At 65.6% G+C, this 15,608-nt stretch carries 15 protein-coding genes; all 15 read left to right on the top strand.

What is annotated here, in order from left to right:
* Positions 1-30: 30 nt before the first annotated feature.
* The 15 genes from LV28_RS44480 to LV28_RS44410 all read left to right on the top strand — a co-directional run bounded on the left by LV28_RS44480 (position 31) and on the right by LV28_RS44410 (position 15,602).
* Complete coding sequence (locus tag LV28_RS44480; RefSeq protein ID WP_023597531.1) at positions 31-1,719, top strand: Na+/H+ antiporter; 1,689 nt, start codon at positions 31-33, stop codon at positions 1,717-1,719.
* A gap of 163 nt (positions 1,720-1,882) precedes the next feature.
* On the top strand, positions 1,883-2,320 hold the full coding sequence (locus LV28_RS44475) for an HIT family protein (protein ID WP_023597530.1): 438 nt from the start codon (positions 1,883-1,885) through the stop codon (positions 2,318-2,320).
* Between the two features lie 52 nt (positions 2,321-2,372).
* A complete protein-coding gene (locus LV28_RS44470; protein ID WP_023597529.1) occupies positions 2,373-2,786 on the top strand; it encodes a gamma-butyrobetaine hydroxylase family protein in 414 nt (137 codons plus the stop codon).
* A 60-nt stretch (positions 2,787-2,846) separates the two neighbouring features.
* Positions 2,847-3,581 carry a bifunctional demethylmenaquinone methyltransferase/2-methoxy-6-polyprenyl-1,4-benzoquinol methylase UbiE gene (gene ubiE / locus LV28_RS44465; protein ID WP_023597528.1) on the top strand — a complete coding sequence of 245 codons (735 nt, stop codon included), beginning with the start codon at positions 2,847-2,849 and terminating at the stop codon, positions 3,579-3,581.
* Between the two features lie 238 nt (positions 3,582-3,819).
* On the top strand, positions 3,820-4,824 hold the full coding sequence (locus LV28_RS44460; RefSeq protein ID WP_023597527.1) for a Tim44 domain-containing protein: 1,005 nt from the start codon (positions 3,820-3,822) through the stop codon (positions 4,822-4,824).
* A 144-nt stretch (positions 4,825-4,968) separates the two neighbouring features.
* On the top strand, positions 4,969-5,604 hold the full coding sequence (locus tag LV28_RS44455; protein WP_023597526.1) for a ubiquinone biosynthesis accessory factor UbiJ: 636 nt from the start codon (positions 4,969-4,971) through the stop codon (positions 5,602-5,604).
* A 3-nt stretch (positions 5,605-5,607) separates the two neighbouring features.
* The gene (ubiB, locus tag LV28_RS44450; RefSeq protein WP_023873131.1) at positions 5,608-7,167 is read left to right on the top strand and encodes a ubiquinone biosynthesis regulatory protein kinase UbiB; all 1,560 of its coding nucleotides are present in this window, start codon (positions 5,608-5,610) and stop codon (positions 7,165-7,167) included.
* Between the two features lie 103 nt (positions 7,168-7,270).
* Entirely contained in the window at positions 7,271-7,942 is a 672-nt protein-coding gene (locus LV28_RS44445; protein WP_048806826.1) for a methyltransferase domain-containing protein, read from the top strand.
* Positions 7,943-8,312: 370 nt separating this feature from the next.
* Positions 8,313-9,758, top strand: coding sequence for a high affinity choline transporter 1 (locus LV28_RS44440; protein ID WP_023597523.1), 1,446 nt, complete (start codon positions 8,313-8,315; stop codon positions 9,756-9,758).
* Between the two features lie 222 nt (positions 9,759-9,980).
* Positions 9,981-10,343 carry an FmdB family zinc ribbon protein gene (locus LV28_RS48550; protein WP_081326957.1) on the top strand — a complete coding sequence of 121 codons (363 nt, stop codon included), beginning with the start codon at positions 9,981-9,983 and terminating at the stop codon, positions 10,341-10,343.
* Positions 10,344-10,390: 47 nt separating this feature from the next.
* Positions 10,391-11,035: a DUF502 domain-containing protein gene (locus LV28_RS44430; RefSeq protein ID WP_023597521.1), complete on the top strand. Its 645-nt coding sequence runs from the start codon at positions 10,391-10,393 to the stop codon at positions 11,033-11,035.
* 48 nt (positions 11,036-11,083) lie between these two features.
* Entirely contained in the window at positions 11,084-12,886 is a 1,803-nt protein-coding gene (gene aspS / locus LV28_RS44425) for an aspartate--tRNA ligase (protein ID WP_023597520.1), read from the top strand.
* Between the two features lie 287 nt (positions 12,887-13,173).
* Positions 13,174-13,638 (top strand): dihydroneopterin triphosphate diphosphatase, encoded by a 465-nt coding sequence (nudB, locus tag LV28_RS44420; RefSeq protein WP_023597519.1) that lies wholly within the window; start codon positions 13,174-13,176, stop codon positions 13,636-13,638.
* The gene (gene clsB, locus LV28_RS44415; RefSeq protein WP_371328147.1) at positions 13,574-14,818 is read left to right on the top strand and encodes a cardiolipin synthase ClsB; all 1,245 of its coding nucleotides are present in this window, start codon (positions 13,574-13,576) and stop codon (positions 14,816-14,818) included. Before nudB ends, clsB begins: the two co-directional genes overlap by 65 nt.
* A gap of 190 nt (positions 14,819-15,008) precedes the next feature.
* The gene (locus LV28_RS44410) at positions 15,009-15,602 is read left to right on the top strand and encodes a TetR/AcrR family transcriptional regulator (RefSeq protein WP_023597517.1); all 594 of its coding nucleotides are present in this window, start codon (positions 15,009-15,011) and stop codon (positions 15,600-15,602) included.
* The last annotated feature ends 6 nt before the right edge of the window (positions 15,603-15,608 follow it).

Below are 15,608 nucleotides of genomic sequence, written 5' to 3'. Positions count from 1 at the left end.
GAGGCCTGACCGACGGACCACGGAGGTGGCATGGAGGTAGTCTATACAGCACTGATCCTGCTGTTCGTGGTGGCGCTGACCGGCGTGCTGGTCAGCTTCGTCCGATTCCTGCCGGTGCCGCTGGTGCAGATCGCCGTGGGCGCCGCGCTCGCCTGGCCGGGCGCGGGGCTGCACATCGATCTCGACCCCGAGATCTTCTTCCTGCTGTTCATTCCCCCGCTGCTCTTCGCCGACGGCTGGCGCATGCCCAAGCGCGAGTTCTGGCACCTGCGCGTGCCGATCATCGCCATGGCGCTCGGTCTGGTGATCTTCACGGTGCTCGGCGTGGGGTACTTCATCCACTGGATGATTCCGTCGATACCGCTGGCCGTGGCGTTTGCGCTCGGCGGCGTGCTCTCGCCGACCGACGCGGTGGCCGTATCCGCGCTCACCGGGCGCCTGCGCATGCCCACGCGTCTCATGCACGTGCTCGAAGGCGAAGCGATGATGAACGATGCGTCGGGCCTCGTCGCGTTCAAGTTCGCCATCGTGGCGGCCACCACCGGCCTGTTCTCGATCGGCAACGCCACGTTTTCCTTCTTCGTCATCGCGCTCGGCGGCCTGCTCGCCGGCTGGGCGGTGACTTGGCTCTTCACGCAATTTCACCGCCGGGTGCTCGACGTCTCCAACGAGGAACCGGCCACGGTCGTGCTGCTGCTCCTGCTCATGCCGTTTGCCGCCTATCTGCTGGCGGAGCATTTCGGCTTCTCGGGCATTCTCGCGGCCGTGGCCGCGGGCATGACCGTGAGCTCGACCGATCTGCTCAACAGCCGCACGGCCACGCGCATTCTCGGCAACGGCGTGTGGTCGATGCTCGAATTCGTGTTCAACGGCGCGGTGTTCGTGCTGCTCGGCCTGCAATTGCCCGATATCGTGCGCGCGGCGCTGCGACCGAACCAGCATCTGTGGGGCACGTTGCTCAATCTCGGCGAGTTGATGGCTTATGTGGGCGCGATTTCGGCGGTGCTCATCGTGCTGCGCTTTTGCTGGGTGTGGTCGGCGTGGCGAGTGATGTACTTCCTCGGCATGCGTCGCGGGGAAATCACGATGAAGCCCGGCATGCGTTTTACCGGCGTGACGGCGCTCTCGGGCGTGCGCGGCGCGGTGACGCTGGCCGGCGCCCTGTCGGTGCCGCTCGCGCTGCCGGGCGGCGCCCCTTTCCCGGGGCGCGATCTGCTGATCTTTCTGGCCGCCGGGGTCATCCTGCTGTCGCTCATCGGAGGAAGCATCGGCCTGCCGATCCTGCTGCGTGGTGTGCGCTGGCCGGTCGAGGACCCGCGCAACCGGGAGATGGCCGAAGCTCGGCTGGCGGCGTCCGAGGCGGCGATTCGCGCCATCGAGTCGTTGCAGAAGGTGATCGCCAGGTCGGGCGACGAACTGGACACCGCCGTGTGCGCGGAAGCGGCCGCCCGGGTCATGGGGCGCTACCGGCGTGCGCTCAACGCGGCAAGCGCGACCGAAGAGATGCGCGCGCGCGCCGTGCGCGATGTGGAAGTGGAGCGGCGTTTGCGCGCAGCCGCGCTGCAGGCCGAACGCGTGGAACTGTCGCGCTTGCGCATCACGCATCGCATCAACGACGAGACGCTGCGCGAGATGCTCAGCGAGATCGATTTCGCCGAACTGGCGCTCGGTCCGGTGGATCCGGCGACCGGCAAGCGCAAGAAGGGCAGGAAGCATTGAGGCGTTATGCGCGCCATTGAAGGACACCGCCGCGCGACCAGGGGCGGCGAAGGACGACGGCGTGTCACGTGGCGTCGCCTGGCGTCACGCAATGGGATGAAGCGCAACGAAGCGTAACGAAGTGCACCGAAGCGCAACGAAGCGCAACGAAGGGAGACCGAACATGGAATGTCCGTTTTGCGCCGGCGACGGCGGTGAAGTCGTGTGGCGCGATCCGGTGCTGCGCGTGGTGCTGGCCGACGAAGCCGGCTACCCGGGGTTCGCCAGGGTGATCTGGCACGCGCATGTCGCCGAAATGAGCGATCTGCCCGAGGCGGCGCGCGAGCATGTGATGCGCGCCGTGTTTGCCGTGGAGACGGCTCAGCGCGCCGTGCTGTCGCCGCACAAGGTCAACGTGGCGAGCCTGGGTAACATGGTGCCGCATGTGCACTGGCACGTCATTCCCCGCTATCGCGACGACGTGCATTTCCCCGGCTCGGTCTGGAGCGCGCCGCAGCGCGCGCTGCCCGAGGCGGCGCTCGCGCCGCGCATCGCCCGGCTGCCGGCCCTGCGCGAGGCCATCGTGGCAGAATTGAAGCGCGTTGCCGCATGGCCGGCATGACCGCCGGCGCCTGAGCGGCTATACTGCCGACCGATTCTTCTGGAGCAAGATCATGGCTGGGCTGGAGAAAGACACGCCGATTCCCGTTTCCCTGACGCTGCATCGCACTTCGAAGGTGCTGGAACTCGGTTACGAGGACGGCAAGCATTACCGCCTGCCATTCGAATTCCTGCGCGTGCTCTCGCCGTCGGCGGAAGTCCGCGGTCACGGCCCGGGGCAGGAGACGCTCCAGACCGGCAAGCGCGACGTCGAACTCACCGGCCTGGAGCCGATCGGAAACTATGCGGTGCGCCCCGTCTTCTCCGACGGGCACGACACCGGCATCTATTCGTGGGACTACCTCTACGAGCTGTGCGTGCGTCAGGACGCCCTGTGGCAGGAATACCTGGACAAGCTCGCGGCGGCAGGTGTCGAGCGCGACACGCCGATGCCGTCGCCGGCCGCCGGTGGCTGCCACCACCACTGAGGCCCCGGCGGGGCGCGCGCTGCGAGTGTGCGCCTGCTTATATGATTAGGGAGATGTGCAATGGGCCAACAGACCCACTTCGGTTATGAAACCGTCGACGAGAAGGACAAGGCCGGCAAGGTGGCCGAGGTGTTCCATTCGGTCGCGAACAAGTACGACATCATGAACGATCTGATGTCGGGCGGCCTGCATCGCGTCTGGAAGGCATTCACGATCGGGCGCGCCGCGGTGCGGCCCGGCTTCAAGGTGCTCGACATCGCGGGCGGCACGGGCGACCTCTCGAAGGCGTTCGCGCGCGCGGCCGGGCCGACCGGCGAAGTCTGGCTCACCGACATCAACGAATCGATGCTGCGCGTGGGCCGCGATCGGCTGCTCGACGCCGGCATCGTCACCCCGTCGCTGCTCTGCGACGCCGAGAAGCTGCCGTTCCCGTCGAACTATTTCGACGTGGTGACCGTGGCGTTCGGTCTGCGCAACATGACCCACAAGGATGCCGCGCTCGCGGAGATGCGGCGCGTGATCAAGCCGGGCGGCAAGGTCATGGTGCTGGAGTTCTCGAAGGTGTGGCAGCCGCTCGAGAAGGCCTACGACACCTACTCGTTCAAGGTGCTGCCGTGGCTCGGTTCGCGCATCGCGGGCGACGCCGACAGCTATCGCTATCTGGCCGAATCGATCCGCATGCACCCGGACCAGGAAACGCTCAAGACGCTCATGGAAGACGCCGGACTGGAGCGCGTGGAATACCACAACATGACCGCCGGCGTGGTCGCACTGCACATCGGACGCAAGTTCTGATACCTCGAGGATAAGCGCTCACTTACGCTGAGCTGCGCTGAAGTCGATGAAGTTGCCGAAGCGCCCCGGTCCGCGGAAAATTCCCGCACCGGGGCGCTTCGCTAATTTCTGACTAATTTTGCTGTGTCAGGATCCCCTCACGCGTCCCCTGGTTTCGGTGCATGAAATTGCCCTGAACCATTCGGGTCGACGCCTGTCAGTAGACAGCAACCGATAACTCCACGGAGAGACCAGAACGATGTTCCAGTTCCTGAAAAACAAGCTGTTGTTGGGCGTAGTGGCCGGCGTCATCGCGGTCGGCATGACGATCGCCGATGCTGACGCCAAGCGCGTTGGCGGCGGCCGGAGCATCGGCAAGCAGTCCAACACCGTCACGCAACGCCAGGCGACCCCGCAGCAACCGGCACAGACGACCCCGGGCGCCGCGCCGAACCAGGCCGCGCCGGCCGCCGCCGGTGCAGGTGCCGCGGGCGCCGCCGCAGCTGCCAAGCCGGCCAACCGCTGGCTGGGCCCGATCGCCGGTCTGGCCGCTGGCCTCGGCATTGCCGCGCTGCTCTCGCACTTTGGCCTGGGCGGTGCGTTCGCCAGCATGATGGCCAATGCCATCGTGATCGCGCTGATCGCGTTTGCCGTGATCTGGCTGATCCGCCGTCTGCGCGGCAACAAGTCGCAGCAGCAGACGCCGGCCTACGCCGGCGCGGGCGCCGATGCGTCGAACGCCTCGAACACTTCGCTGCGCCAGTCGTGGGACAGCCAGCAAGCGCCGCAGGCGGGTTCGTCCTCGACCCAACCGTCGCTGTCGGCCGTGCCGGCCGCCGCCGGGGCCGCCGGGTCCGTTGGCGCCGCTGCCGCCGCCGAGCCGTTTGGCGTGCCCGCCGGTTTCGATACCGAGGGCTTCCTGCGCAGCGCGAAGGTGTACTTCAACCGTCTGCAAGCCGCCTGGGACAAGGGCGATCAGGCCGACATCAACGAGTTCACCACGCCGCAGATGTTCGCGGAAATCAAGATGGATCTCGAAGAGCGCGGCAAGGCGAACAACCGTACGGATGTGGTCCAACTGGACGCCGAGCTCCTCGGCATCGAGCAGACGGCCACCGAGTACATGGCGAGCGTTCGCTTCTCCGGTCTGATCCGTGAAGCCGAAGGCGCCCCGGCCGAGCCGTTCAACGAGGTGTGGAACCTGACCAAGCCGGTGACCGGCAGCGGCGGCTGGGTGCTCGCCGGGATTCAGCAGCTCAGCTAAGCTCGCGACGATTTTGGCGTAACCTGCCTTACAATGAGAGCCCGCGCACCACGCGGGCTCTTTTGTTTTTGCCGTCCGAACGTTTCATGCCGGGCGGCGTCTTTCGGTACGGCCGGTGTTCAGCGCCGGCCGGCCGCCAAGCTCATGACCGTAGCCGCCAAAGCCTTTGCCGCCACCGTGAACCATCTGCTTGCCCGCGAACCCTGGGCTCGCGAGCGTTTGCGTCATCACGTCGGCGCGTCTGCCCGGCTGGCGATGTCCGCGATCGACCTGCGCCTGCGCGTGGGCGAGGACGGCTATCTCGCCGCCGCCGAACCGGATCACGCCTGCGACGTCGGCATCTCGGTGCCGCCTGCGGCGCTGGCCGATTTCGCGGGCGGTGGACAGGCCGCCGTCATGCGTCACGTCAAGATCGAGGGCGACGCCGAGTTCGCCAACACCGTGTCCTATCTCGCTCAACATCTGCGCTGGGAAGTCGCCGAAGACCTGAGCAAGGTGATTGGCGACGCCGCCGCGCACCGCGTGACCGAGACGGGCAAGGCGGCCGTCGCCGGTGCACGGCGCACCGGAGGCACGCTCGCACGCTCGCTCGCCGACTTTCTCGTGGAAGAGCATCCGATGCTGGTGGCGCGACCGCGCCTGGATGCCATGCGCACCGAGATCGGCACGCTGCGCGACGACCTCGCCCGGCTCGAGAAGCGCATCGAGAAGATCGAGCGCCGCAAGGGCGCGCCCGGGGCCGCAGCGCCGTCGGTCCCGCGCACCAACGGAGGCCGCTGACCAATGCGTCTTCTGCGTCTGATCAAGATTTTCATCGTCTGCTATCGGTATGGGCTCGACGAGCTCGTGCTCTCGAGTATTCCGCATCCGGTCACGCGCGCGCTGCTGCGCGTGGCGACGTTGGGCCGCTCGGGGCTCAAGGCGCCGCGCGGCGAGCGTTTGCGACTTGCCCTCGAATCGCTCGGCCCGATCTTCGTGAAGTTCGGCCAGGTGTTGTCGACGCGACGTGACCTGATGCCGCCCGACATCGCCCAGGAACTGGCGCGCCTGCAGGACCAGGTACCGCCTTTCGATCCGGACGTGGCGCGTGCAAGCATCGAGAAGTCTCTGGGCCGTCCGCTCGAGGAAGTGTTCGTGGAGTTCGAGCGCACGCCAGTGGCCAGTGCGTCGATCGCCCAGGTGCACTTCGCACGCGTTCGCGAGGGCGAGCACGCCGGCAAGGAGGTCGCGGTCAAGGTGCTGCGACCGAACATGCTCGTCGTGATCGACAGCGATCTGGCGCTCATGCGCGATCTCGCCGGCTGGGTGGAGCGACTGTGGCCAGACGGCAAGCGCCTCAAGCCGCGCGAGGTGGTCGCGGAGTTCGACAAGTACCTGCACGACGAACTCGACCTGATGCGTGAAGCCGCCAACGCCGCGCAACTGCGCCGCAACTTCATCGACTCAGGCATGCTGATGGTGCCCGAGATCTACTGGGAATTCAGCTCGAGCTCGGTACTCGTGATGGAGCGCATGCGCGGCGTGCCCATCAGCCAGATCGAGGTGCTGCGCGATGCCGGCGTCGATCTGAAGAAGCTCGCGCGCGAGGGCGTGGAGATCTTCTTCACGCAGTTCCTGCGCGACGGCTTCTTCCACGCCGACATGCACCCGGGCAATATTCTCGTGAGCCTCGAGCCATCGACGCTGGGGCGCTACATCGCGCTCGATTGCGGCATCGTGGGCGCCTTGTCCGAATTCGACAAGAATTATCTCGCGCAGAACTTTCTGGCGTTCTTCCGGCGCGACTACCACCGGGTGGCGTCGCTGCACCTGGAGTCCGGCTGGGTGCCGCCGGATACCCGTGTGGAGGAACTCGAGGGCGCGATCCGTGCCGTTTGCGAACCGTATTTCGACCGTCCCCTCAAGGAAATCTCGCTCGGCCTGGTGCTCATGCGCCTGTTCCAGACGTCGCGCCGCTTCAATGTCGAGATTCAGCCGCAACTCGTGCTGCTCCAGAAGACACTGCTCAATATCGAGGGGCTCGGGCGCCAGCTCGACCCGGATCTGGACCTCTGGAAGACAGCCAAACCGTTCCTCGAGCGCTGGATGGCCGAACAGATCGGCCCGCGCGGCTGGCTCGAGCGCCTGAAGGCGGAAGCGCCCCAGTGGAGCAAGACGATGCCGCAGTTGCCGCGCCTGATCCATCAGGCGCTTGCGGCGCATGCGCGACCGCAGGACGATACGCTGCTGCTCGCGCTGTTGCAGGAGCAACGTCGCACGAATCGCTTGCTGACCGGCGCCTTCTGCCTGGTCGGCGGCATCTCCATCGGAATACTGGCGGCATTCATCTGGCTCTACAGCTGAGCCGCCTGCCAAGGAATCGAACATGTCCGTCTTCCCGTCGTGGTCCCCCAAGGTCTGGCCGCTGCACGCACCGCGCGATGGCGACGGCCCGGAGATGGCCGGCATGGGCGGGGCGGATCACACCGAGGCCGCGACTGGCACGGGCGAAACGCGTGCGCGGGACAGTGGCGCGCCGGCGGTACCCGCCTTCGCCCATCGCGATCCGTCGAGTGCCGCGTTCTGGGACGAGCGGTTCGCCAACGCGTTCATGCCGTGGGACGCCGCCGGCGCGCCTCGTGCGCTTCGGGAGTTCGTGGCACAGGAAGCGGCGCCGTGCGCCACGCTGATTCCGGGGTGCGGCTCGGCGTACGAAGCCGCGTGGCTCGACGCGCAGGGCTGGCCGGTGCGAGCCATCGACTTCTCACCGGTTGCCGTCGAGTCGGCCCGGGCGCAACTCGGCCCGCGCGCCGCGCTCGTCGAGCAAGCCGACTTCTTCACCTATATGCCCCCGTTCGCGCCCGACTTGATCTACGAACGGGCGTTTCTCTGCGCATTGCCGCGCCACCTCTGGCCGGACTATGCCCACCGGATGGCGCAGTTGCTGGCGCCGGGGGCGCGTCTGGCCGGCTATTTCTTTTTGCGCGAGACGCCGAAAGGCCCGCCGTTCGGCATCGCGCCCGAAGCCCTCGATGCACTGCTGGGTCGGGATTTCGTCTGTGAGACGAAGCAGCTCGTGGAGGACTCCGTACCGGTCTTCGCCGGCGCCGAATACTGGATGGTCTGGCGCCGGCGCTGAAGCGGCCGCGCGAGCGCAGGGACGCGGAAGCCCTCTGTTAAGCGTCATCTGTGGCCAACGCCATCCCAGACACTAGGTATTTCCCGATATTTGCCACGATTGCCCGCGGGAATTGTGATTTTTTCCCCGCGCGTCTTCACCGCCGCTATAATCGGCCGAAAATTTTTTCGCCAGGTGGCAAAACGGGCGCCCCCGAGTGCTGAATCGCATCAGCCCCGTCATGCACCGACCTGATTTTCTGTTGCCCGGAAGGCTGCGGCCCATGGCAAGGTATCGTTAGCGCGCGGGCGGCCACATGCGGCCGGATCATGCCCCGGCGCGGCGCTGCCTGCCGGGAGCTGTCGCCCTGGGGCTTGGCTGGGGCCGCGTTATGCTGATTTGGTTTGTCATTCTGTACTGGGTCATTTCGGTGGCCATCGGGCTGCTGGCCGCCCTCAAGGTCCGCAATACCAAGGATTTCACCGTCGCCGGCCGTCGCCTGCCGTATGGCATGGTCATCGCCGTGGTGTTCGCCACCTGGTTCGGCTCGGAAGCGGTGCTCGGCATTCCGGCCACGTTCCTCGGCGAGGGATTGCGCGGCGTGGTCTCGGACCCGTTCGGCTCGTCGATGTGCCTGGTGCTCGTCGGCATGTTCTTCGCCCGCAAGCTGTATCGCATGAACCTCATGACGATCGGCGACTTCTACAAGCTCAAATACAACCGCACGGTCGAGGTGGTGACGAGCATCGCCATCGTGATCTCGTACCTCGGCTGGGTGGGCGCGCAGATCAAGGCGCTCGGCCTCGTGTTCCATACGGTATCGGGCGGTGCCATGTCGGAACCCACCGGCATGATCATCGGTGCCATCTCCGTGCTGGCCTACACGCTGCTGGGCGGCATGATCTCGGTGGCCGTGACCGACTTCATCCAGATGATCATCATCGTCGTTGGGCTGATCTACATCGCGGTCGTCGTCTCGGGCATGGTGCCGGGCGGCGCGAGCGCCGTGATCGCCCACGCCTCGGAAGCCGGCAAGTTCGTGTTCCTGCCAGAGATGAACCCCGCCGACGTGCTCGCGTTCATCGCGGCGGGCATCACCATGATGTTCGGCTCGATACCGCAGCAGGACGTGTTCCAGCGCGTGATGTCGTCGAAGTCCGAAAACGTGGCGGTGGCCGGTTCGGTGACCGGCGGCGTGCTGTACTTCTTCTTCACGTTCATCCCGATTTTCCTGGCCTACTCCGCGCTGCTGATCGCGCCGTCGATGGTGCAGAAGTACATCGGCACCGATCCACAGCAGATCCTGCCGCAGCTGGTGCTCACCAGCGTGCCGATCGTGGCGCAGGTGATGTTCTTCGGTGCGCTGCTGTCGGCCATCAAGAGTTGCGCGTCCGCCACGCTGCTCGCCCCGTCGGTGACGTTCGCGGAGAACATCGTGCGCCCGATGCTCAAGGGCCGGATCGACGACAAGCACCTGCTGCGCCTGATGCGTATCGTCGTGCTTTGCTTCACGGCGCTCGTGCTGGTGTACGCGCTCAATTCGACCGCGTCGATCTTCCAGATGGTGGAAAGCGCCTACAAGGTCACGCTCGTGTGCTGCTTTGTGCCGCTGGCCTTCGGTGTCTACTGGAAGCGTTCGAGCTCGCTGGGCGGCACGCTGTCCGTGTTCGGCGGCCTGATCGTGTGGCTCGCCTGCGAAGCGTTTGCCCCGGATGCGATGGTGCCGCCGCAACTGGCCGGCCTGATCGCCTCGATCGCGGGCATGGTCGTCGGTTCGTTGCTGCAGCCGGCCTCGGCGCGTCGGCAGCCGCCGGAACAGCAGATCTCGACGATCTGACCGATCTGGCGTCGGCAGGGCCGCGGCATCGTCCGCAGGCCCGCGGACTTCCCGCGATGGCAGGGCTTGTGCCACCGGGCGGGACGGCCGTACTCGAGGCGAGGCGCGCCGCCTCTTGATCTTGGCCCGGTGCGGCCCCATATATCTGCGGACTCATCCCGAAAGCCTTGTGAAGCGGTTATAATTCAAGGCTTTGCGCGCCTTTTTCCGTCAGAAAGAATCATGCCAATCTATGCCTATCGTTGCGAAACATGCGGTTTCGCCAAGGATGTGCTGCAAAAAATGAGCGATGCACCGCTCACCCAGTGCCCGGAATGCGGCAAGGACTCGTTTCGCAAGCAGGTAACGGCGGCCGGGTTCCAGCTCAAGGGCTCGGGATGGTATGTGACCGATTTCCGTGGCGGATCGGGCGGCGCCAGTGCCCCGGCTTCGGGCGCGCCGTCGTCGGCTTCGGCCGCTTCGTCCGCTTCGTCCGCTTCGTCGTCCCCGGCAGCCGCATCGGGCGAGAGCAGCGCGTCGTCGTCTTCGGGCGGCGAATCGTCGAGCGCACCGGCTGCCTGCGGTGGCGGCTGCGCCTGCCACTGATCCGAATCCGCCGCTGACACCCCCGGCCCACATTCACGAGTCCTGCCATGAGCGTCAAAAAACCCGCGTTGAAGACGATTTTCCTGACCGGCCTGCTCGTGCTCGTGCCGCTGGCCATCACCCTGTGGGTGCTCGGGCTGATCATCGGCACGATGGACCAGACCCTGCTGCTGCTGCCGGACGAGTGGCAGCCCTCGCGCCTCATCGGCATGCGGGTGCCCGGCTTCGGGGTGGTGGTCACGCTGGCATTCGTGTTCGTCGTCGGCCTTCTGGCGCATAATTTCATTGGCCAGAAGCTGGTCGGCTGGTGGGAAGCCATTCTGACGCGCATTCCCGTGGTCGGACCGCTGTACGGCAGCGTCAAGCAGGTGTCCGATACATTGCTCTCGAGCAACGGTAACGCGTTTCGCAAGGCATTGCTCGTGCGGTATCCGCACGCGGACTCCTGGACCATCGCCTTCCTGACCGGCGCGCCGGGCGGCGATGTCGTCAATCACTTGCAGGGCGAGTACGTGAGCGTCTATGTCCCGACGACGCCGAACCCGACCTCGGGCTTCTTCCTGATGATGCGGGCGAGCGACGTGATCGAGCTCGACATGACGGTCGACGCCGCCCTCAAGTACATCGTATCGATGGGCGTGGTGGCGCCCGCCCACAACCCGCGCCAGCAACGTCCCGGTCCGCTCCTGTGAGCCACCGGGATCCGTCGGCGTCATATTTTTGAAAATCGGAACAGCAAAATGTCCATGCGTACCTCCTACTGCGGTCTGGTGACCGAGCAACAACTGGGCCAAACGGTCAAGCTTTGTGGCTGGGTCAATCGCCGCCGTGATCACGGCGGGGTCATCTTCATCGACCTGCGCGATCGCGAAGGTCTGGTGCAGGTCGTGTGCGATCCGGACCGCGCGGAGATGTTCAAGGTCGCCGAAGGCCTGCGCAACGAGTTCTGCGTGCAGATCACGGGCCTGGTGCGCAGCCGTCCGGCCGGCACCGAGAACGCCAACCTCACGAGCGGCAAGATCGAAGTGCTGTGCCACGAACTGCAGGTGCTCAACGCCTCGGTCACGCCCCCGTTCCAGCTCGACGACGAAAACCTCTCGGAAACCACGCGCCTCACGCATCGCGTGCTGGACCTGCGCCGTCCGCAAATGCAGTACAACCTGCGCCTGCGCTACAAGGTGGCGATGGAAGTGCGCAAGTATCTCGACGCGCAGGGTTTCATCGATATCGAAACGCCGATGCTCACCAAGAGCACCCCGGAAGGCGCCCGCGACTATCTGGTGCCCTCCCGCGTGAACGCCGGCCAGTTCTTTGCACTGCCGCAATCGCCGCAGCTCTTCAAGCAGCTGCTGATGGTGGCCGGCTTCGACCGCTACTACCAGATCACCAAGTGCTTCCGCGACGAGGACCTGCGCGCCGACCGCCAGCCGGAGTTCACCCAGATCGACTGCGAGACCTCGTTCCTCTCGGAGCAGGAAATCCGCGATCTGTTCGAGAACATGATCCGTCACGTGTTCAAGGAAGCCATCGGCGTCGAGCTCGACGCCAAGGTTCCCGTCATGGAGTACTCGGAAGCGATGCGCCGCTTCGGTTCGGACAAGCCGGACCTGCGCGTGAAGCTTGAATTCACCGAGCTGACCGACGTGATGGGCGACGTCGACTTCAAGGTGTTCTCGGTGCCTGCCACGACCGAAGGCGGCCGCGTGGTGGCGTTGCGCGTGCCGGGCGGTGCCGAGATCTCGCGTAGCGAAATCGACGCGTATACGGAATTCGTGAAGATCTATGGCGCGAAGGGCCTGGCCTGGATCAAGGTCAACGAAGTGGCCAAGGGCCGCGACGGTCTGCAAAGCCCGATCGTGAAGAACCTGCACGACGCCGCCATTGCCTCGATTCTCGAGCGCACCGGTGCACAGGACGGCGACATCATCTTCTTCGGCGCGGACAAGGCCAAGGTCGTCAACGACGGCATCGGCGCACTGCGCCTGAAGATCGGCCACTCGGAGTTCGGCAAGAGCCACGGTCTGTTCGAAGCCGGCTGGCGCCCGCTGTGGGTCGTCGACTTCCCGATGTTCGAGTACGACGAGGACGACGCCCGCTGGGTCGCCTGCCACCACCCGTTCACGAGCCCGAAGGACGAGCACATCGACTACCTCGAGACCGACCCGGGCAAGTGCCTGGCGAAGGCCTACGACATGGTGCTCAACGGCTGGGAAATCGGCGGCGGTTCGGTTCGTATCTTCCAGGAAGACGTGCAGAGCAAGGTGTTCCGTGCGCTCAAGCTCGGTGAGGAAGAAGCCCGCGCGAAGTTCGGCTTCCTGCTCGACGCGCTCCAGTACGGCGCGCCGCCGCACGGTGGTATCGCGTTCGGCCTGGACCGCATCATCACGATGATGGCCGGCGCCGATTCGATCCGCGACGTGATCGCCTTCCCGAAGACGCAACGCGCGCAGGATCTGCTCACGCAAGCACCGTCGCCGGTCGACGAGCGTCAACTGCGCGAACTGCACATCCGTCTGCGCCAGCCCGAAGCTCCGAAGGCCTGACGCCTGCGCCGGGGGCCGCTCACCGGCCCGGTGCGACGTTTCGAACCCCCTCTGCCGTCAAGGCGAGGGGGTTTGTTTTTTTCAGGTGCCGATGCGGACATCGACACGGATCCCGCTGGAGTTGGCCGTGCGCGACGGGACGGACCGGGATGTGCGCTGACAGTCGGACCGTCGCACGGTCACGGCTATCCGATGGGCGACCTGTCGGTATCGCAATGTCGTGCGTGCCCTATACAATGCATCATCGGCGCCGGCCGTCGGCGCCGCCATCGACAACCGCAGCCTGCATGAAGCCTTTCAAGATTCCCGAATCGGTCCTCGTCGTGATCTACACGCCAGCGCTCGACGTCCTGCTCATCGAACGCGCCGACGCCGAGAATTTCTGGCAGTCGGTCACCGGCAGCAAGGACCGGCTCGACGAACCGCTTTTCGAGACCGCCGCGCGCGAAGTCTTCGAGGAGACGGGCATTCGCGTGGCAAACGGTACAGCGGTCCCGGAAGACGCGCTGATCGATTGGCAGCACGAAATCCAGTACAACATCTATCCGCGATGGGCGCATCGGTACGCCCCGGGCGTCACGCGCAATACGGAGCACTGGTTTGGCCTGTGCGTGCCCGAGAACACACCCGTGACGCTCGCCCCGCGTGAGCATGTGGCGTATGCGTGGCTGCCGTGGGAGGAGGCCGCTGCGCGGTGTTTTTCGCCATCGAACGGCGACGCCATCCGGCAATTGCCGCGGCGCGTGCGGTAGCCGCACACGCCACGTCGCGCCAATGAGCAAGTATCTGCCGTTCTCCCGCGATAACGATCTGACGCTGCTCTATCTCGGTCAGAACTACTTCACCGCACTGGTCGACGCGATCGACAAGGCCACGCGCGATGTCGCGCTCGAGACCTACATCTTCGAGGCCGACGACGCGGGGCAGAACGTTTCGGCGGCATTGCAACGGGCGGCACGGCGTGGCGTGAATGTGCGCGTAATTACCGACGGCGTGGGCACGAGCCGACGTCTGCCTTGCTTCGCCGAGTGGCGTGAAGCCGGCGTGCAGCACCGCATCTACAACCCCAGCCTGTTCGGCAAGTTCGGCTTTTCGCGCACGCATCGCAAGCTCGCCGTCGTCGATCACGAAGTGGCGTTCGTGGGCGGGATCAACGTCATCGACGACTACAACGGTGGCGGCGGCCTTCGCATGGAGCATCCGCGCTGGGACTTTGCCGTGCAATGCCGCGGCCCCCTCGTGGCCGAGGTCGGCATTGCGTTCCATATCCAGTGGATGCGTCTTGCGCCGGGGTATCTCGGCACGCCGTTCCGGCATCGGCGCCGGGGGCAGCGAGGGCGCCTCCACGCCCCTTACGCTGGACAGGCGGCCTTCGTCGCGCGCGACAATCTGCATAATCGCCGCGCGGTCGAGAAGGCTTATCTGCGCGCCCTGGGGCGCGCCCGTCACGAGGTCTGGCTGGCGAACCCGTATTTCGTGCCGGGACGGCGGCTGCGCCGCGCGCTCTCGAAGGCGGCAGCGCGCGGCGTGGCCGTGCATCTGCTCATCGGGCGCAAGGAGTTCCGCCTGCTCGACGCCGCCGTGCCATGGCTTTACGCGAAGCTGCTCGACGCCGGTGTGCACATCGGCGAGTACGACATGCGGCAGTTGCACGGCAAGGTGGCGGTCGTCGACGATGTCTGGGCGACAGTCGGCTCCTCGAATCTCGACGCGCTATCCCTGTTCGTGAACCACGAAGCCAATGTGGTCGTGCTCGACGACCCGCTGGTGATCCAGCTGCGCGATCATATCCGGCGCGCGTTCGGCGAGGCCCGCCGCATCGACCCCGATCGCTACGGTGGGCGCTCGCGCTGGCGACGCCTGCGCCAATGGGCCGCCTATCGGCTCTATCGCCTCGTGATGAAGCTGCTCACGCGCGGCAAATACGACTGATCCCGCACCGTCGCCCGCACTCGTCGGGCCTTGCGCCGCGCCGCCGGATGCCCCTCTCGGCAACGATACCGATTAGGTATTCCGATCTAATAAATTCCTTGTTCGCCCATGGACGTCCCTCAATAATAGGACGGCCGTTCGATTTTTTGGTTAGCATCGGAGAACGGATAACCAAAGCGATGCCATACACATGCGAAAGGGTGAACAGACACGTGCCGCCATTCTGAATGCCGCGCTGGAACTGGCGGGGCGGGATGGACTCGAGGGGCTGACGATCGGCTTGCTGGCCGATCGCATGCACATGAGCAAGAGCGGTGTTTTCGCGCATTTCGGTTCGCGCGAGGACTTGCAGATCGAGGTGCTGATGGAATACCACCGGCGCTTCGAAGCCGAGGTGTTCGCACCGAGCATGGAAGCACCGCGCGGTTTGCCGCGACTCAGAGCGCTGGTGGATCGCTGGATGGACAAGCGTATTCGTGAAGTCACGACGGGCTGCATCTACATCAGCGGCGCCGTCGAGTACGACGACCGCGCGGCCAGTCCGGTGCGCGAAGCCTTGGTGAAGAGTGTGCGACTGTGGCGTGCCGCCCTGCTGCGCGCGATCACGCAAGCGAAGGAGGAGGGACATCTGCGTGCGGACACCGATCCGCGACTGATGCTCTTCGAAATGTACAGCCTGACACTCGGCCTGCATCACGACGCGCGCTTCCTTCGGGAGCCGGGCGCCGTCGAGATGACCCGGGTGGCACTGGAAAAGCTGATTTCGTCTTATCAGCGCGGGTGAGGCGCG

This window comes from Pandoraea pnomenusa (assembly GCF_000767615.3).
GTDB lineage: Bacteria > Pseudomonadota > Gammaproteobacteria > Burkholderiales > Burkholderiaceae > Pandoraea > Pandoraea pnomenusa.
The sequence above is the reverse complement of the archived record's forward strand: the minus strand, read 5'-3'. Positions and strand labels throughout refer to the sequence as shown.

Coding starts and splice junctions, on each gene's coding strand:
- LV28_RS44440 (WP_023597523.1), top strand. CDS start 8,313: ATGCTGATTTGGTTTGTCATTCTGTACTGGGTCATTTCGGTGGCCATC.
- aspS (WP_023597520.1), top strand. CDS start 11,084: ATGTCCATGCGTACCTCCTACTGCGGTCTGGTGACCGAGCAACAACTG.
- LV28_RS44480 (WP_023597531.1), top strand. CDS start 31: ATGGAGGTAGTCTATACAGCACTGATCCTGCTGTTCGTGGTGGCGCTG.
- LV28_RS44430 (WP_023597521.1), top strand. CDS start 10,391: ATGAGCGTCAAAAAACCCGCGTTGAAGACGATTTTCCTGACCGGCCTG.
- LV28_RS44470 (WP_023597529.1), top strand. CDS start 2,373: ATGGCTGGGCTGGAGAAAGACACGCCGATTCCCGTTTCCCTGACGCTG.
- LV28_RS44410 (WP_023597517.1), top strand. CDS start 15,009: ATGCGAAAGGGTGAACAGACACGTGCCGCCATTCTGAATGCCGCGCTG.
- LV28_RS48550 (WP_081326957.1), top strand. CDS start 9,981: ATGCCAATCTATGCCTATCGTTGCGAAACATGCGGTTTCGCCAAGGAT.
- ubiE (WP_023597528.1), top strand. CDS start 2,847: ATGGGCCAACAGACCCACTTCGGTTATGAAACCGTCGACGAGAAGGAC.
- LV28_RS44460 (WP_023597527.1), top strand. CDS start 3,820: ATGTTCCAGTTCCTGAAAAACAAGCTGTTGTTGGGCGTAGTGGCCGGC.
- LV28_RS44455 (WP_023597526.1), top strand. CDS start 4,969: ATGACCGTAGCCGCCAAAGCCTTTGCCGCCACCGTGAACCATCTGCTT.
- nudB (WP_023597519.1), top strand. CDS start 13,174: ATGAAGCCTTTCAAGATTCCCGAATCGGTCCTCGTCGTGATCTACACG.
- LV28_RS44475 (WP_023597530.1), top strand. CDS start 1,883: ATGGAATGTCCGTTTTGCGCCGGCGACGGCGGTGAAGTCGTGTGGCGC.
- LV28_RS44445 (WP_048806826.1), top strand. CDS start 7,271: ATGGGCGGGGCGGATCACACCGAGGCCGCGACTGGCACGGGCGAAACG.
- ubiB (WP_023873131.1), top strand. CDS start 5,608: ATGCGTCTTCTGCGTCTGATCAAGATTTTCATCGTCTGCTATCGGTAT.